This is a genomic window from Chthoniobacter flavus Ellin428 (genome assembly GCF_000173075.1).
Taxonomy (GTDB): domain Bacteria; phylum Verrucomicrobiota; class Verrucomicrobiia; order Chthoniobacterales; family Chthoniobacteraceae; genus Chthoniobacter; species Chthoniobacter flavus.
On sequence record NZ_ABVL01000002.1, the window covers coordinates 330,191 to 345,169 of the forward strand.

Genomic DNA, 14,979 nt, shown 5'->3' on the forward strand with positions numbered 1-14,979 from the left:
CCTTTTCTTCGCCATCTCGGTCCTCCGTCCTCCGCCCCCCCTATTTGAGATTGCGCATGCGCAGGAGGAACCCCTCCCGCTCGTAGCGCACGAAGGTATCCAGAATGACCCCGCAAGTCAGGCTCAACGCGGCGAGCACCGCCAACCCGGTGGCCAGAATCGCCAGCGGCACCCGGTAAACGTATTGATAGCGAATATAGTCCAGGATCGGAAACGTCCCCGCCACCAGGCATCCGAAGAAAAAGATCCCCGCCACCGAAGAGAAGAACAGGAGCGGTTTGAAGTCCTTGCACACCTTCACCATGGTGAAGAAAACGCGCAGGCCGTCCTTCACAGTGCTCAGCTTGGAAAACGACCCCTCCGGGCGCGAGCGGAAGGCAACCGCCACCTCGTGTTGCACGAATCCCTTGTCGATCGTCTGCACGGCAATCTCCGTCTCGATTTCAAAGCCCGTCGCGAGCAGCGGCACGTTGCGATAAAAGTGGCGGCTAAAGAGGCGATAACCAGAGAAGAGATCACCCACGGGGGTGCGGAAGATAGTTCCGAGGAGCCTGGCCAGCGCGTTGTTTGCCCAGGTGTGCGTGGTCTTGAACGCGTTCTGGTCGTCGCTGACCCGGCGCCCGACCACGGTGTCGCCTCCCCGCTCCTCGATCGCCGCGAGGAGTTTCTTCCCCTCCTCCGCCGGGTAGGTGTCGTCGCCATCCACCATCAGCAGGTAGTCGCTATCCGCCACGCGAAAGAGCGTCTGCACCGCATATCCTTTGCCCGGGCGCGGCTCGTAAATGACCTCGGCGCCGTGGGCGCGGGCGATTTTCGCCGTATCATCGGTGCTGCGGTTATCGATGACTAGAATCCGGGCGGAAGGAAATTCACGGCGAAAATCGTCGGCGACCTTGCCCACGGTCAGGGCCTCATTGAGGCAGGGAATGCCGATGGTCAGGGTGTAGTTCATAGTTCCCGGGTGCGTCGGGAGCCCTTGATCTACACGGGAGGGTGAAGCCTGTCCATGAACCGTCCTTTCGCCATATTCCGCCGGACGCGCCGCCGCCGGCATCGGCGCGGATACACTGTTGATATCAGATGTTACTTTGTTGTCGGTCGGCATGGTCCGTTCTTCCATGCCATTCTGAATAGAGACTGAATAACACCAGACTACTCCGGATCGCTGCTATTCACGGACATATGAACCCAAACCCACCGGCCGACTGGGGCAGCCATCAATGCTGCACCTGCAGCACGATGATGATCTGCCCTTTCCCGTAGAGCGGGCCGCGGATGAAGAGCGGGCTGTTCGGGGCGAGCTTCACCTCGGAGGTACACACCTGCCGATTCTGCTGGAAGATCTTGAGATTCAACAGATATCCCCCGCGCGCTTCCTTGGAAGTGGCCCGCCGGGCGGTCACGCTCAGGGGGAAGATCGGGCTGGGCAGAAGCCAGTTTTCGGTAAGCTCATCGATCTCCTCCGTGGCGCTGCCGGCGAGTTCGAATTGCGTGTAGCCAAACATCCGCTTGAGCCGCGGCGCGAACTCGCGGAGTTCGACCGGCGGCTCTTTGGGAGCATCAGGATTGGTTGCCAGGATCACCGCACTCCAGATGCGGTCGTTCTTGGGCATCGCCGTCGCCGTTCGGCTGACATCCTTCGGAATTGAAAGCGTCATGGCTCCGTCCTTGTCCACGCCAAACGCCAGGCCCGCGAGGCCCAGCAGCAGCAAAATGGCAGGCCAGATTCGCATCTATTTGTTCAGCGCGTAGGTCGCCGGAATGTAATCAAGGCCATCCAGCCACACGACGGTCATTTGATCCTTCGGGTCGTAGACTGTCGAAGCGGTGACATTGGGGTCCGTGGACCAATTCTCGACGACCTGGGCGAAATAAGTCGACGTCTCGAGGTGCTTCGGCCCGCCGGGAATCATGGTCGCGAACAACGCTCCCGCAACGATCAGGCAGGACGCCCCTGCCCAAGCCAGGCCCGGGATGGACCAGAAAGACCATTGCTTCTTCTCCACGACCCGCGGTTTCGGCGTCTCCGCCTCGATCCGCTGCAGGAGTTGATGATTGAAGAAATCCGGGTTCGGCATCTCCAACACCGGCGGGTGCGCCCGCAGGAGACGGCCCAGCTTCAGGGCATCGTCCCGGTCCGCCGCCGCATCCGGATGTTCCGCCAGTTGCTTTTCGAACTCCGCCAGTTCGGCGTCGGTCAGCTTGCCGTCCACCCATGCGGTAAATTGCTCTTCAAATGGTTTCATAGACATCTTTCAGCAGGGCTTGGAGTTTCTTGCGGGCGTAAAAAAGGCGGGACATGACGGTGCCGAGCGAACAGCCCATCTGCTCGGCGATTTCCGTGTATTCGAGTCCATCGATTTCGCGCATGACGATGGCCGTGCGATGTTCGGGCGAAAGCTTGGCGATGGCCTCATCGATGCGCTGGCGGATCTCTTTGTCGGAAATACGCTCCGCCGGCTCCATCTCGCTCTTCGGCGCCGTCGCGGCGCCCGGGGCGATATTATGAAGGCCGATCTGGTCATCAAACTCCTGGCCGCCTTCGATCTGCTTCTTGCGCAGCGAATCAATGGCGACGTTCATGAGGATCCGATAGAGCCACGTGTAAAAAGAGGATTGTCCGCGAAACCGGTTGATCGATTTCCACGCCTTCAGGAAGCCGTCCTGGGCGAGATCCCAAGCGTCCTGTTCGTTGCGGACCATATTGTAAATCATGGCGTAGGCTCGATTGCGGTAGCGGATGACGAGTTCATTGAAGGCCGAGGTGTCGCCGGCTTGCGACCGGGCGACCAGTTCGAGGTCGTCCGGTCCGGCGGCGGCATCCGGGGTCTCCGTGGGCACGGTGTTGGACGGGTCCGGCCTCAATTCATTCACCCCTTTCTCCAGAATTTATTGGAATTCGCTTCCAAGTCTATTCTGCTTCAAAACGTCGGCGCCACTCTGTGCGGTATTCGCCCATCAACTGAATGACGCCGTCGCGAATCTGGAAGAGCCGTTGGTTGAGCGTGCCGAAACGGTCGGAATCGATGGCGCCATCCTTGCGCAGCTGCATAGCCCCGTCGATGGCGGTCATGATCGCCTTTAGGGCCCGTTTTAAGTAGGCAATCGTCATCCCGATCTCATCCACGTCGTCGTCACTGAGCGCCGCGGCCAGCTTGGCGCTGGCAATCGCCACATGGGTGGAGAGCTTTACGGCCGCCGGCTGGTTTTGGAGATCCTTCACCTCTTCGAAAAGCTGGTCAATCCACACCGTCAGGGCAAAGGAAGCCTGATACAGAGGGTGCACCTCGAATCCATCCTCGGATTCGTCTTCGCCTTCGTCACCCTCGGCGTCGGTGATGAGTTCCTCGTCAAAGAGCGAGTCGACGGTCTTTTCCCAGTCGCGACCTTCTTTGTCCAAAAGGTGGTTCCAGCCCATTTCGCGGGCGATGATCTGGTCGCGGTTCGGGTCGTCGATGTAGCGCTCCAGCAGTTCCATGTACTTCTCAGTCTTGCGGTCCTGCTGTTGGAGAAAGCGTTCCCAGTCGTATTCGTCCCAAATTCGATCTGGCTCGTCGGATTCGGCCATATGCCGTTGATTGATTATCGTGCCGCGCGGCGCTCTGCAAAGGGATTTTTGCCAGAATATGAAGGCGCCACGCGGACACAGACCTCCGCCATGTCCCCGGCGGTGACCACCGCGCTCGTGACGCGAAAGGCCCGGCAGGAAAGAATCCGCGAAACGGCTCGGTGCCAGAACCGGATCGAGACAATCGCCAGGACCGATGCCAGGATGGCCAGGGGCACGGTGGGCAGGCCAGTCTGCTCGAGAAGGAGAGTGATGCCAAAATAGACGGCGGAGTTCAGCAGGAAGCGAAGCTGCAACCGCAGGCCACAACGGATGCGGAGGCCGAAGACGCCGATGGGGAGCGACACTACCCCGCATAGAAACCAAAAGAGCGGCTGGGCAATGACCGCCGGAAGAGTCTCCTGATCAAGCCCCCGATCGATCCATAATCGTACCGGTAAAAGCAGCAGGAGCAAGCTGAAGTAGAGGATATCCAGGCGCAGAGTGTACACGCTGCTTTTGCGGCGATTCATAAGTCCGGATGGCTGGGTTGGGGTTCGTGGGGGACCGCCACCGGGATGTCGACGGTCTGCAGTCAGACGCAGCGACCATCGAATGAATTCACATCTTTCTATAAAAATCTTTGGGCGCCAAAGAAGCGAAGCTGGAAGCCCACGCCAGCGATTATACAAATCGCGTAATCACAATCTTAACCACCTAATTAATATCTACTTACGATTTTATATATCTCACTACTTTTCCGCCGACGCCGGCATCGTCTGCCGACGCAACTGACCACACGCCGCCGCGATGTCGTGCCCCTTTTCCCGGCGAATCGTCGCCGGAATTCGACCCGCTTCCAATACCGCCATAAAGGCATCCTGTCGGGCCTCGCTCGGACGGGTCCAATCGAGCCCCTCGACCTTGTTATAAGGAATGCAATTCACCTTGGCCTTCACCTGCCGCGCCACCTTCACCAAGGCCGCCGCATCCTCCGGCCGATCATTCACCTCTTCGATCAAAATGTATTCAAAAGTCAGCCACTGCTTCTTGCGTTGGGTGTAGTAGGCGCAGGCCTCGAGCAGGACCTCGAGGGGGTATTTCCGGTTCACCGGCATGATCTGCTCCCGCACCTCATTCGTCGCGCCATGCAGTGAAATAGCCAACCGCACCTGCAGCGGTTGATCGGCCAGCAGTTTGATCTGCGGCGCCAGCCCGCTGGTCGAAATGGTGATATGCCGCGCCCCCAGCCCGATCCCCCACGGCGCATTGATGATCGTGATCGCCTTCATCAGGTTCGTGAAGTTCGCCATCGGCTCCCCCATCCCCATGAAGACGATGTTATTGATCTTCTCCCCGCTCAGCTCCTCCACCCGCAAAACCTGGTCCACGATCTCCCCCGGCTGCAGATTCCGGCTCCAGCCATCCAATCCGCTCGCGCAGAACTTGCACCCATAAGCACACCCCACTTGGGTCGAAATGCAGATCGTCCGCCGATCGCTGGCCTCTCCATAAAGCGCCGGCGATGCCGGGATGAGCACCGACTCGATCAGCGCCCCATCATCCAGCCGGAACAGATACTTCAGCGTCGTGTCCTTCGACCCTAGAGTCCGCACCGGCTCCAACCCCGAAAAAGACAACTCCGCCGCCAACTGCTGCCGCAGCCCCGCCGGCAGATCGCTCATCTCGGCAAAGGACTTCACCCGCTTCCCATAAATCCATTGGACAACCTGCTTGGCCCGATACCCCGGCTGGCCAAGCGTACGCAACCGCTCGCTCACTTCATCAAGGGTGAGCGATTTGATCAGCGGTTGGACGGTTGCGGTGGACATGGAAGGTCAACATCGCCCAGCAAACGGCTCCCGCCAAGCAGGGAACATCATTGGATGTTTCTTCTGAAGAAAAGGCAGAACACCCAACGTCCAACACCCAACATCCAATCGGCCTGCCGCAAAGTCCCAACTCCCCCCTTGCATCCCCCTGCCGTCCCCCTACTCTCTGCCACCCCGATTTTATGCCGAAGCCTTACGAAATTTTCGCCGCCCTGCCGCCCGCCGTCTCCGACCAGCTCTTCGCCTTCCTCTTTGAGCGCGAGAAGCCGCTCTACAAGGCGACTATCGATACCCTGGCCAAGCAGCGGAAACTCCGTCCCGTCTTCGTCGAGCGGAAGCCGCGCGCCGAGCGTCACACCTGGATGAAGGAAGCCCTCGGCCGCAAGGTGAACGAAGCCGTCGCCGCCCACCTGCTGCAAATCTGGCTCGTTGGCGCCCACACCAAATTGCTCTGCGATTTCCTCGACGGCCTCGGCATCGAGCACGATGAAAACGGCACCATCGAAGCGCTGCCCCCGGCCCCGGCCAAGGAAGCGCTGGTGAAGGCCATCGATCCCCTTTTCGAAAAGCACGACCCGGCGGTCGTCGCCGTCTACCTGCACGCCTTCCAGGCCCTCGACGACACCGGCTGGCCGACGCTCGGCGAGTTGCTCACCGAAGATCCGCGCCTCCAGTTGGCGACGCCTGCGGCAACGTAGGAGGTCGCTGGAAGCGTACCGGCTTCAATCCAGAGAGGCGCGACCAGGTTCGGCTTTCTGGACGCTCGCGCATTCGTCCCCCTAGAAAAATTGAAACCCGCGCTTTCCGCCTCACTCCTCTTCTGCGTACTCCTGCCCAGCGTTGCGCCCGCGGCTGACGCCCCACCCAACGACGAACGTCTCGTCTTCCAGACACTCGCTCCGTGGATGCCTCGCACGCATCTCGAAGCGGATGCCGCCATCGCCTATGGCATTGACGAAACGCTGCCCTCCCGTCTCGCCTCGTGGCAGGCGCGCGGCTTTATCCCGCACGTGATGACGGGTGTCTCCTGGGGCGCGTATCTCGACTACCTCCAAGGCCGCTATGACGGCCAAAAGCATGACGATGAGGCACAGATGGATCGGGATGGGAAAGTCGTCATTCACCATGGCGACATCCCCTACATGTCCCCAAGCGAAACGTATGGCCGCTTCCTCACCCGCGGCGTGCAACGGGCGCTGGATGCCGGCGCCGTGGCCATCCATCTCGAGGAACCGGAATTCTGGGTGCGAAGCGGCTACGAACCGAATTTTTGCCGCCAGTGGCAGACCTACTTTGGTGAACCCTGGCAACCGCCACACTCTTCGCCCGATGCACAGTACCGCGCCTCGAAGCTGAAATACGCGCTCTATCGCCGGGCGCTCTCGCAGGTTTTTTCCTTCGTTCGCGATTATTCCAAAAAAGCGGGTCGCGAGATTCGCTGCTACGTGCCGACTCATTCGCTGATCAATTACGCTCACTGGCGGATCGTGAGCCCGGAGTCCTCGTTGCTCGAGGTCGGCTGCGACGGCTACATCGCGCAGGTTTGGACCGGCACGGCGCGCACCCCAAATGTCTACGAGGGGGTGGAAAAATCGCGCACGTTCGAGACGGCCTTTCTCGAATACGGCGCGATGCAAAACCTCGTGCGCGCGTCCGGACGCCGGGTGTGGTACTTGAACGATCCGATCGAGGACAATCTCACGCGATCGTGGGATGATTACCGCGCCAACTGGGAAAGCACGCTCACCGCCTCGCTGCTCCAACCGGAAGTGTGGCGTTACGAAATCATGCCGTGGCCGGAGCGCGTCTTCCTCGGAAAGGACTTCATGACTGGCGTAGAGGTCCGTGACAAAGGACGACGGACACCGATTCCGGCGGCCTACGAAACGGAATTGCAGGCCGTGATCCACGCGCTCGGCGAAATGAAGCAACCCGACGCGCATTGGGAACAGTGTGGCACCCGAGGTGTCGGCGTCCTGGTGTCGGACACGATGATGTTCCAGCGCGGCGAACCGAGCTCTTCGGATGCGCATCTCGGCTCGTTCTACGGACTCGCGTTGCCCCTGCTCAAACACGGCGTCCCTGTCGAGCCGGTGCAGATCGAAAGCGCGACACAGCCGAAGTTCCTCGATGCCTATCGAGTGCTCCTGCTCACCTACGAAGGGCAAAAGCCACCCACGCCGGCATTTCACGAAGCGCTGGCCGCCTGGGTCAAACGCGGCGGCGTGCTCGTGGTCGTCGATGACGATACCGATCCTTTTAATGGGGTGCGCGAGTGGTGGAACACCGCGCCAAACGCTTTTCACACACCGCGCGAACATCTTTTCCAAGCACTCGGCGTCGACGCGGATGCGCACGGGTTGCAACGCGTCGGCGATGGCCTGCTGGTGCGGGAAGCCGTTTCCCCAGCCGGTTTGACCTATCAAAAAGACGGTGCCACTCAGTTGCGCGCCCTGGTGCGGCAAGCGGCGGAGACCGCGAAAATTGCCTGGAGCGAAACCAATGTCCTCGTGCTGCGCCGCGGGCCATTTCTGATTGGGGCCGGCCTCGATGAATCGCTGCCCGGACCCGCGCCCGTTCTGTCCGGACACTTCGTCGATTTGTTCGAGGCGCAGCTTCCGATCGTGCTCGAAGTGAAGCTCACCCCAGGGCGGCGCGCTCTGCTGCTTGATCTCGATGCGGTGAAAAAGTCTGTTCCCGGTCCCCGCGTGATCGCGGCCGCCGGACGGATTCGCGAGGAAGGCGCGACCCCGACTGCTTTTCGCTTTCATGTCGAGGGTGTCGCGGAGACCGGCGGTGTCGCCCTGCTCCTCTGCAAGCGTGCGCCCAAGTCCGTGCGACTGAATGGCACGGCCGCTACGGAAAGCGCGTTCGAATTCAATGACGACATACTGCGGATTCGCTTTCCGAATTCCCCGGAGGGCACGCAGGTCGAAGTGAATTTCCAAGATTGAGTCATTGCTCGACGGAGCTCCCCAGCCAAGTCATACAACCATCGCACCGTTCCCGATTCATGGCTTCCTCCAAGGCAAAGAAACTCCAACACAAAAGCACCGTGATCCAGGGCGAGATGCTCGAGGAACTCAGTGGATTGGTCAAAGGCATCGAGCGCGCGGAGACGCTGCTCGCGGAACTCAAGAACGAGACCGAGGAAATGAACGCCACGCACCAGCAGCGCCGGACCACGCGCGAGGACATCGCCTACCTCGAAGATCTCCTGAAGTGCGCGAAGAAAAAACTCGCGTGGGAAAAGCAGATGGAAACCGTCGCGAAGCGCACACCCGAAGTGCTGGCCAAGGTCTCCACCGCGATGAACGACACGACGAATCCTCCCGAACCGGAACTCCGGATCAAAGTGCTCGACCTGCTGCAGACCGTCCAGGCCGCCATGTCCCGCCTCGACGCGGCTAAGTCGGCGGATTGATCGCAGGTCGATGGGGATTACCTGAAGCGTCTTCGCGCCGCGTGTTGCATCGAGAAAGTCTGATTTAGGTTTACCCCTTCGCGTGGAGCCGGCGTGGCGACTTCGGGAAAAGGATGATTTTGCGCGGTGACTTTCTCGCGCGCCCGCGCCGCCGCCATGTGGCGAAAACTCGCTACATGCCAGGAATCCGAAGTTGCGACAGGCTTGGCTTTTTGCCTGCTCCCGCCCAGCGTAAGTTTTTCAATACCGCGCCCTTCGCTCCCGCTTCACACTAATTGCCCCCGGCGTTGCCTGCTTAAGACTATGAAATTGCGTCTTTTTATCGTCCTCAATTTGCTACTGGTCTCAATTTCTCTCAGCCGGGCAGCCGATCACCCAAATATTCTGTGGCTGGTGTGTGAGGATGCGACTTCGACTTGGATCGGCTGTTACGGCAATTCCGAGACGAAGACACCCAACATCGACGCCTTTGCCCGACAGGGGTTTCGCTACACACATGCGTTCGCCAGTGCACCGGTTTGCGCGCCTTCCCGCAGTGGCTGGATCACGGGCATCAATGCACTTTCGCTCGGGACGTTGCCGATGCGCAGTCGATATTCGATACCGCACAACCTGATCAAATACTACCCGGATTACCTGCGGCAGGCGGGCTACTACACATCCAATCATACCAAAACCGATTACAATATCGGCGGCCGGCCGGATGAGGAGTGCTGGGACGACAAGGTCGCCGATGGTTGGAGAAAACGGAAGCCGGGCCAGCCATTCTTTCAAGTGATCAACTTCAATGAATCCCACGAGTCCAGGGCGTTTGGGGATTGCCTCAACACTCGCCACTCACCCGGCGAGGTGACCTTGTTTAAATATCACCCGGACGAAATGGGCATTCGCATGAATTACGCGAAATACTACGATGCGGTGGAAAACATGGATACCCAAGTGGGGAAGGCGTTGGAGGCCCTCGACAAGGCTGGCTTGGCGGAGGACACGATCGTGATTTTTAATTCCGACCACGGCGGCGTGATGCCGGGCAGCAAGCGTTTTCTCTTCGACGCTGGCATACACGCGCCGCTGATCGTCCGAATTCCGGAGAAATTCAAGCATCTCTGGCCGGCCGCGTCTCCAGGCTCCACGGTGGATCGTCTCGTGAGCTTTGTCGACATGCCGAAGACCTGGTTGAGCCTGGCCGGAGCCGAGATTCCCGCGGTTATGCAAGGCCACATCTTCCTCGGGCCTAACACGGAACCGGAACCGCCCTACGCCTTCAGCTTCCGGGAGCGGATGGACGAGCGTTTCGACAACGAACGTTCCGTCCGGGATAAGCACTACGCCTACATCAAGAATTACATGCCGTATATCATCTGGGGGCAACATCTGGATTACTTGTGGAAACTTCTCGCCATGCGGACATGGGAGGACGCCTATAAGAACCACCGAACCGACGCGGTAACCGGGCGCTTCTTCACGACGAAACCGGTTGAAGAACTCTATGATATGGACGCGGACCCGGATAATGTCGTGAACCTCGCCGACAAGCCCGAATGCCGAAAGACGCTCGAAACGATGCGCGCCAAGCTCCGCGAGTGGCAGTTGAGCATCCATGACTCCGCAATGCTGCCCGAGGCGGAACGCCTGCGTCGCGCGGAGGAAAACAAATTGACGGTCTATGAGATGGTGCGCGATCCGAAGCTCTATGATTTGCCCTCCTATCTTGATGCCGCGGATCTCGCACTCGCCAAAGACCCCGCTAACAAACCGCGCTTGCTTCAGTGCTTGCAGAGCCCGGATTCGGGACTCCGCTATTGGGGCACCGTGGGGCTGTTGATGCTGGGACAAGCCGATGCAAAAGTACAGGCTGCGGTGAAGCCTCTGCTCGATGATCCCTGCGGCGAGGTCGCCGCGATGTCTGCGTGGATATTGATCCAGTCCGGCGACACGGCCGAGGCCACGAAGGCGCTGGCGGATCGATTGCAAAAGCATCCATTGTCGACCCTGTTCATCCTGAATGTCCTCGACTGGTCGCACACCGATCTTGGCCCCTACGTCAGCGCGCTTGACTCGCTTCCTTCTGTCGGCAGCAACGATGATATGTTTAACGACGAGAAGATCATGAATGCCTATTTGCGTGAGTCCAATGGACTCCCTGTTCCTCCGGGCCTGAAAGAAGTCAGTGAAAAGCAGAAAGAGCAGAATGCGGTGAAGGACAAGTGACCGGAAAACCTGGAGGAAAACCTTCCGACTCGGAGCCTGGCATCGCGGTTTCGAATAAGCCTGCTGTAGGACGGACTTGTGAACCGCCCCGAACCATGACGAGACGGGCAACACCTCACGGATATTCTCTGTCAGATTTGTTGACTGCCCTCTATTGCCCCGGCTTCCGCCAAGGGAGCGCTGGTAAGAGCTACCTCGAAGATCTCCTGAAATGCACGAAAAAAACGCCCTCCAGTTGCCACCAAATTCCGGCTCGAGAAAAGATGGCCGCGAAAGTAAGTTGGCGTTTGGAGAGAAGGATTGCATCTTCCGGCTCCCGCGTAGCGCTCCCTATTCATGACCGAAGTCCACCCCGTTATCCTCTTCTACAAGTACGTCACCATTGCGGATCCGGAGGATTTCCGGGTGGAGCAGCGAGCGCTCTGTGAAACGCTGGGTTTGAAGGGGCGGGTGCTGATTGGCTCCGAAGGGATCAACGGGACGCTCGCCGGGCCGGCGGCGGCGGTGGAGGAGTATGTGACGGCGTTGCGAGGAGATGAACGCTTTGCCGACATTGAGATCAAAACCAGCGAAGGAGATGCGCAGACCTTTCCGAAGTTGATGGTCAAGGTGCGTCCCGAGATCGTCACCCTGGGCGCGGGGCCATTGGCACCGGACCTGGATAATCACCTCAGCCCGGCGGAATGGAAGCGCACGCTGGAGGAAGATCCCGAGGTGGTGGTCGTCGATGTGCGCAATCGCTACGAATCGGCAGCGGGGAAGTTTGCCGGAGCCATCGCCTGCGACATCGCGCATTTCCGTGAACTGCCGCCCTACGTGGAGCAACTCGCGGAGTTCAAGGACCGTAAGGTCCTGATGTATTGCACCGGCGGGATTCGCTGTGAGAAGGCTTCCGCGTTGTTTCGCAGCAAAGGGTTCAAGAATGTCTTCCAACTGCACGGAGGGATCGTGACTTACCAGGAGCAATTTGGAAACGAGCACTGGCTGGGCGAATGTTTCGTTTTCGACCGGCGCATGACCGTGCGGGTGGACGAAGCGCTGGTGCCGCTGGGACGCTGCGCACATACCGATCGCCCCACCAGTCGTTTTGTGAACTGCCTGCACGATCCATGTCATGTCCTCTTCCTCCTCGCGGAGGAGACGGAGCGGGAAAACACCGACACGCGACTCTGCCCGGAATGCCTGGCCAGCGGCTTGACTTCGGCGACGGCGGACTACAAGGGAAGCCCGGCGCGGGGCGGCGGGCGGACGGAAGGGTGAATGCCAACGCACCTGTTCGCATTCCTTCTGTCACTATGTGTTGACTACTCGGTATCCCTTGCTTTCCGATCTCAGCCTTAAGCCCCCAGGTGAAGTGGCGATCAATCGATTCAACAAGGCGAGAGCTTCTTCATTACCGCGCTCGAGAAAATCAAGTCGATACCTCGAACAAAGCCCACCTCGCAACTTTTGCGAGTGTTATGGCGGACGCAAGCACTGCTATCCCGTCTTCGGCGTCACCGCACAGGCGTCACCATTGCATCCCCTCACCTCCCGGTCGACGTAGCGGCGAAATGCCGGGATCTTCAGCAGCGGCCGGAGCAGCATGAAGAGCGGGATGTTTCGATAGATCAATTCGACACCTTCCACGCCGCGATGAATTTTCCCGGTGGCATAGTCTTCGATCACGATTTCGCCCATACGCAATGAATGACCGTCAGGCGGAATGGCGGTGGATTCATCGACCCGGCCGAGCCAGTCGAGGAAATGATTGGCCCTGGCAAACTTTGCGCATCGCGCGCAGTCTGGATTTCGGTAAACACGAATCTTTTTCATACGATACCTTTCTGGCCGGCGTCCGCCGGCGGAGCGTTTCGGCCACCAGTACGGTAGGCCCATCGGATGCGGTGTCAAAAAGGGGCGTCGCGTTCGGTGATTTCTCTGTGGACGGCCTGCCCAGTGGCATGCCGCGTGCATCTCCTTCATGGGCGATGAATCCGTTCCGCTACTTCCAGTTGGCCGCTGTGGCCTGTGCCCTGGCGCCCGCGCTGGCTTCGGCCGTGCCGCAAACCAACATCCCAGATGCTTTGGGCGAGGTCGACAATCTCCAGGAAGCGAAACAGCTCTGGTTGGTTCAGGACGTCCAGAAGGAGACGAAACCCGAGTTCTTCACCCGATTGGAAAAGGACGCCGCGGCCGGCAACGTGAAGGCCCAAGCGACTCTCGGCCTCTGCTATTATCAGGGCTACGGCGTGAAGAAGGACCTGGCCAAGGCGGTCGAATTGTATCAGCAAGCCGCGAAAGCAGGCCACGCGGGGGCGCAAAACAATCTCGGCCTGATGTATGAATACGGCACGGGATTACCGGTGGATCACGCCAAAGCCCACGAGCTTTACGTAGCGGCGGCAAAACAAAAACTGCGCGACGCCGAGTACAATCTGGGCGTGGAATACGACCAGGGAATCAGTGTTCCGCAGAGCTGGACAGAAGCCCGGAGCTGGTATGAAAAGGCGGCGGCTCAAGGCCACACCGCCGCTCTGACCAATCTCGGCAATCTTTACCTCAACGGCCATGGCGTGCCGGTGAATCTCGAAACCGCGAAGAAGTATCTGCAAACACCCGCCGATGTCGGCAACCCCACCGCGCAGTACAACCTCGCGACGTGCTACTTCCTGCAACACAACGCCACGGAAGGCACCACCTATCTTCGCCGAGCCGCCGAGGGCGGATCTTCCAACGCCCAACTCGAATGGGGCCGCTATCTCTACAACAGCGCACCTCCCCGACGGGATGTGACGAAGGCGATCTACTGGACGCGCCTCGCCTTGCAAACGCTTACGGCGAACAATTCCAAGCTGCTCCCGAAAGCGCAGGCGCAACTGGCCTTTATGCTCATGGCACAGCACGGCGAAACCGATGCGGCCGAGGCTTTCCGCGCCGCGGTGGCATCCGCGCAAACCGGCTATCCAGACGGCGAATTCGCCCTGGGGCTTTGTTACGTGAACGGCACGGGGGTGGCCAGCGATCGCGCCGCCGGCTTCAAGTGGTTTCAAGCGGCTGCCGCGCAGAAGCAAGTGCGGGCCGCGGCGATGCTTGCCTACTTCTATGAGGATGGCGGGACGGTGCCGCGGGATTACAAGGAAGCGGTCAAATGGCTGCGCATCGCGGCCGAGGGTGGCGAACACCAGGCGCAATTCCATCTCGGCCGTTGTTACCGCGATGGCACCGGCGTGGATATCGACCAAAAGGAAGCGCTGAAGTGGTTTCGCCTCTCTGTCCAAGGGCCGAACCCCTCGGAAGATGGCAAGAAAGCCCTGGCGCAACTCAGCGGACAACTGAACCACACCGATGCCGAGGCGGCCTTCCAGAAGGGCGTGGCGCTCGGCCAGGCGGCGCGGCGCGATCATAGTTCGATGGTCGAGGCCATCCTCGCACTCACGGAAGCCTCGGATCTCGGCCATCCGCTTGCCACGACTGCTCTCGCTCGCATGTATCGCATGGGAGATGGTGTGCCGAAGGATGACGAAAAGGCCGAGGAACTGATCGCCCGCATCGCCGAAACGACCAACCCCAGCGTGCTCTGCCAGATCGGCTTCACCTATCTGCCGACAGGGAACCAGCCGCCCAATGAAAAATACGTCGACGAAGCACTCGGCTACCTAGAGCGCGCCGCACAGCACGGTTATGGCCCCGCACAGGGGCCGTTGGGCTTCTGCTACATGACGGCTTCGCCAGCGCATCAAGATTTCGTGGCCGCCTTCGTCTGGCTGTCTCTCGCCGCTTCGCAGGGCGATGAAAGTTCGCGCGCCTATCTCGAGCGTCTCCGCACCAGGCTCAGCAACGCGCAGACTGCCGAGGCCACACGCCGGTTGAGTGAGTTGCAGGCCCGCATCCCGACGCGATCACCTGGGCAGCAGCCTGCTCAATAGAATGGTTCAATTCCTAAAGCGCTTCTGCTCGCTGGAGAGCGCTGCTTCTTGTCCCAA

General features: G+C 59.7%; 14 protein-coding genes. 6 read left to right on the top strand and 8 right to left on the bottom strand.

The annotated features are described in order from the left end of the window. Positions 1-40: 40 nt before the first annotated feature. The 7 genes from CFE428DRAFT_RS04290 to rlmN all read right to left on the bottom strand — a co-directional run bounded on the left by CFE428DRAFT_RS04290 (position 41) and on the right by rlmN (position 5,379). Positions 41-952, bottom strand: coding sequence for a glycosyltransferase family 2 protein (locus CFE428DRAFT_RS04290; RefSeq protein ID WP_042724367.1), 912 nt, complete (start codon positions 950-952; stop codon positions 41-43). A gap of 265 nt (positions 953-1,217) precedes the next feature. After that, entirely contained in the window at positions 1,218-1,733 is a 516-nt protein-coding gene (locus CFE428DRAFT_RS04295) for a hypothetical protein (RefSeq protein WP_006978221.1), read from the bottom strand. Beyond that, a complete protein-coding gene (locus CFE428DRAFT_RS04300; protein WP_006978222.1) occupies positions 1,734-2,246 on the bottom strand; it encodes an anti-sigma factor in 513 nt (170 codons plus the stop codon). Next, complete coding sequence (locus CFE428DRAFT_RS04305; protein ID WP_131989090.1) at positions 2,233-2,841, bottom strand: sigma-70 family RNA polymerase sigma factor; 609 nt, start codon at positions 2,839-2,841, stop codon at positions 2,233-2,235. The genes CFE428DRAFT_RS04300 and CFE428DRAFT_RS04305 overlap by 14 nt, the downstream gene beginning before the upstream one ends. A gap of 70 nt (positions 2,842-2,911) precedes the next feature. Then, on the bottom strand, positions 2,912-3,568 hold the full coding sequence (locus CFE428DRAFT_RS04310; protein ID WP_006978224.1) for a hypothetical protein: 657 nt from the start codon (positions 3,566-3,568) through the stop codon (positions 2,912-2,914). A 14-nt stretch (positions 3,569-3,582) separates the two neighbouring features. Further along, the gene (locus tag CFE428DRAFT_RS04315; RefSeq protein WP_006978225.1) at positions 3,583-4,080 is read right to left on the bottom strand and encodes a hypothetical protein; all 498 of its coding nucleotides are present in this window, start codon (positions 4,078-4,080) and stop codon (positions 3,583-3,585) included. A 219-nt stretch (positions 4,081-4,299) separates the two neighbouring features. Then, on the bottom strand, positions 4,300-5,379 hold the full coding sequence (rlmN, locus tag CFE428DRAFT_RS04320) for a dual-specificity RNA methyltransferase RlmN (RefSeq protein ID WP_006978226.1): 1,080 nt from the start codon (positions 5,377-5,379) through the stop codon (positions 4,300-4,302). Between the two features lie 182 nt (positions 5,380-5,561). Between rlmN and CFE428DRAFT_RS04325 the strand changes: the two genes are divergently transcribed. The 5 genes from CFE428DRAFT_RS04325 to trhO all read left to right on the top strand — a co-directional run bounded on the left by CFE428DRAFT_RS04325 (position 5,562) and on the right by trhO (position 12,274). After that, positions 5,562-6,077: a hypothetical protein gene (locus tag CFE428DRAFT_RS04325; RefSeq protein WP_006978227.1), complete on the top strand. Its 516-nt coding sequence runs from the start codon at positions 5,562-5,564 to the stop codon at positions 6,075-6,077. A gap of 90 nt (positions 6,078-6,167) precedes the next feature. Beyond that, positions 6,168-8,333 (top strand): hypothetical protein, encoded by a 2,166-nt coding sequence (locus tag CFE428DRAFT_RS04330; RefSeq protein WP_006978228.1) that lies wholly within the window; start codon positions 6,168-6,170, stop codon positions 8,331-8,333. A 59-nt stretch (positions 8,334-8,392) separates the two neighbouring features. Then, entirely contained in the window at positions 8,393-8,803 is a 411-nt protein-coding gene (locus tag CFE428DRAFT_RS04335; RefSeq protein WP_006978229.1) for a hypothetical protein, read from the top strand. A gap of 126 nt (positions 8,804-8,929) precedes the next feature. Then, positions 8,930-11,014: a sulfatase family protein gene (locus tag CFE428DRAFT_RS04340; protein WP_131989091.1), complete on the top strand. Its 2,085-nt coding sequence runs from the start codon at positions 8,930-8,932 to the stop codon at positions 11,012-11,014. Between the two features lie 336 nt (positions 11,015-11,350). After that, on the top strand, positions 11,351-12,274 hold the full coding sequence (gene trhO, locus CFE428DRAFT_RS04345) for an oxygen-dependent tRNA uridine(34) hydroxylase TrhO (RefSeq protein ID WP_006978231.1): 924 nt from the start codon (positions 11,351-11,353) through the stop codon (positions 12,272-12,274). A gap of 219 nt (positions 12,275-12,493) precedes the next feature. Here the strand turns inward: trhO and CFE428DRAFT_RS38220 are convergent, their stop codons facing one another. Then, entirely contained in the window at positions 12,494-12,829 is a 336-nt protein-coding gene (locus CFE428DRAFT_RS38220) for a hypothetical protein (protein ID WP_162145229.1), read from the bottom strand. A gap of 155 nt (positions 12,830-12,984) precedes the next feature. On the opposite strand from CFE428DRAFT_RS38220, the gene CFE428DRAFT_RS32940 reads away from it, so the two are divergent. After that, positions 12,985-14,922, top strand: a complete 1,938-nt coding sequence (locus CFE428DRAFT_RS32940; RefSeq protein WP_006978233.1) for a tetratricopeptide repeat protein — start codon at positions 12,985-12,987, stop codon at positions 14,920-14,922. The last annotated feature ends 57 nt before the right edge of the window (positions 14,923-14,979 follow it).

Bases quoted from the DNA above. Each gene is read 5' to 3' on its own strand.
- CFE428DRAFT_RS38220 (WP_162145229.1), bottom strand. From the start codon at position 12,829: ATGAAAAAGATTCGTGTTTACCGAAATCCAGACTGCGCGCGATGCGCA.
- CFE428DRAFT_RS04325 (WP_006978227.1), top strand. From the start codon at position 5,562: ATGCCGAAGCCTTACGAAATTTTCGCCGCCCTGCCGCCCGCCGTCTCC.
- CFE428DRAFT_RS04295 (WP_006978221.1), bottom strand. From the start codon at position 1,733: ATGCGAATCTGGCCTGCCATTTTGCTGCTGCTGGGCCTCGCGGGCCTG.
- CFE428DRAFT_RS04300 (WP_006978222.1), bottom strand. From the start codon at position 2,246: ATGAAACCATTTGAAGAGCAATTTACCGCATGGGTGGACGGCAAGCTG.
- trhO (WP_006978231.1), top strand. From the start codon at position 11,351: ATGACCGAAGTCCACCCCGTTATCCTCTTCTACAAGTACGTCACCATT.
- rlmN (WP_006978226.1), bottom strand. From the start codon at position 5,379: ATGTCCACCGCAACCGTCCAACCGCTGATCAAATCGCTCACCCTTGAT.
- CFE428DRAFT_RS32940 (WP_006978233.1), top strand. From the start codon at position 12,985: ATGAATCCGTTCCGCTACTTCCAGTTGGCCGCTGTGGCCTGTGCCCTG.
- CFE428DRAFT_RS04315 (WP_006978225.1), bottom strand. From the start codon at position 4,080: ATGAATCGCCGCAAAAGCAGCGTGTACACTCTGCGCCTGGATATCCTC.
- CFE428DRAFT_RS04290 (WP_042724367.1), bottom strand. From the start codon at position 952: ATGAACTACACCCTGACCATCGGCATTCCCTGCCTCAATGAGGCCCTG.
- CFE428DRAFT_RS04335 (WP_006978229.1), top strand. From the start codon at position 8,393: ATGGCTTCCTCCAAGGCAAAGAAACTCCAACACAAAAGCACCGTGATC.
- CFE428DRAFT_RS04310 (WP_006978224.1), bottom strand. From the start codon at position 3,568: ATGGCCGAATCCGACGAGCCAGATCGAATTTGGGACGAATACGACTGG.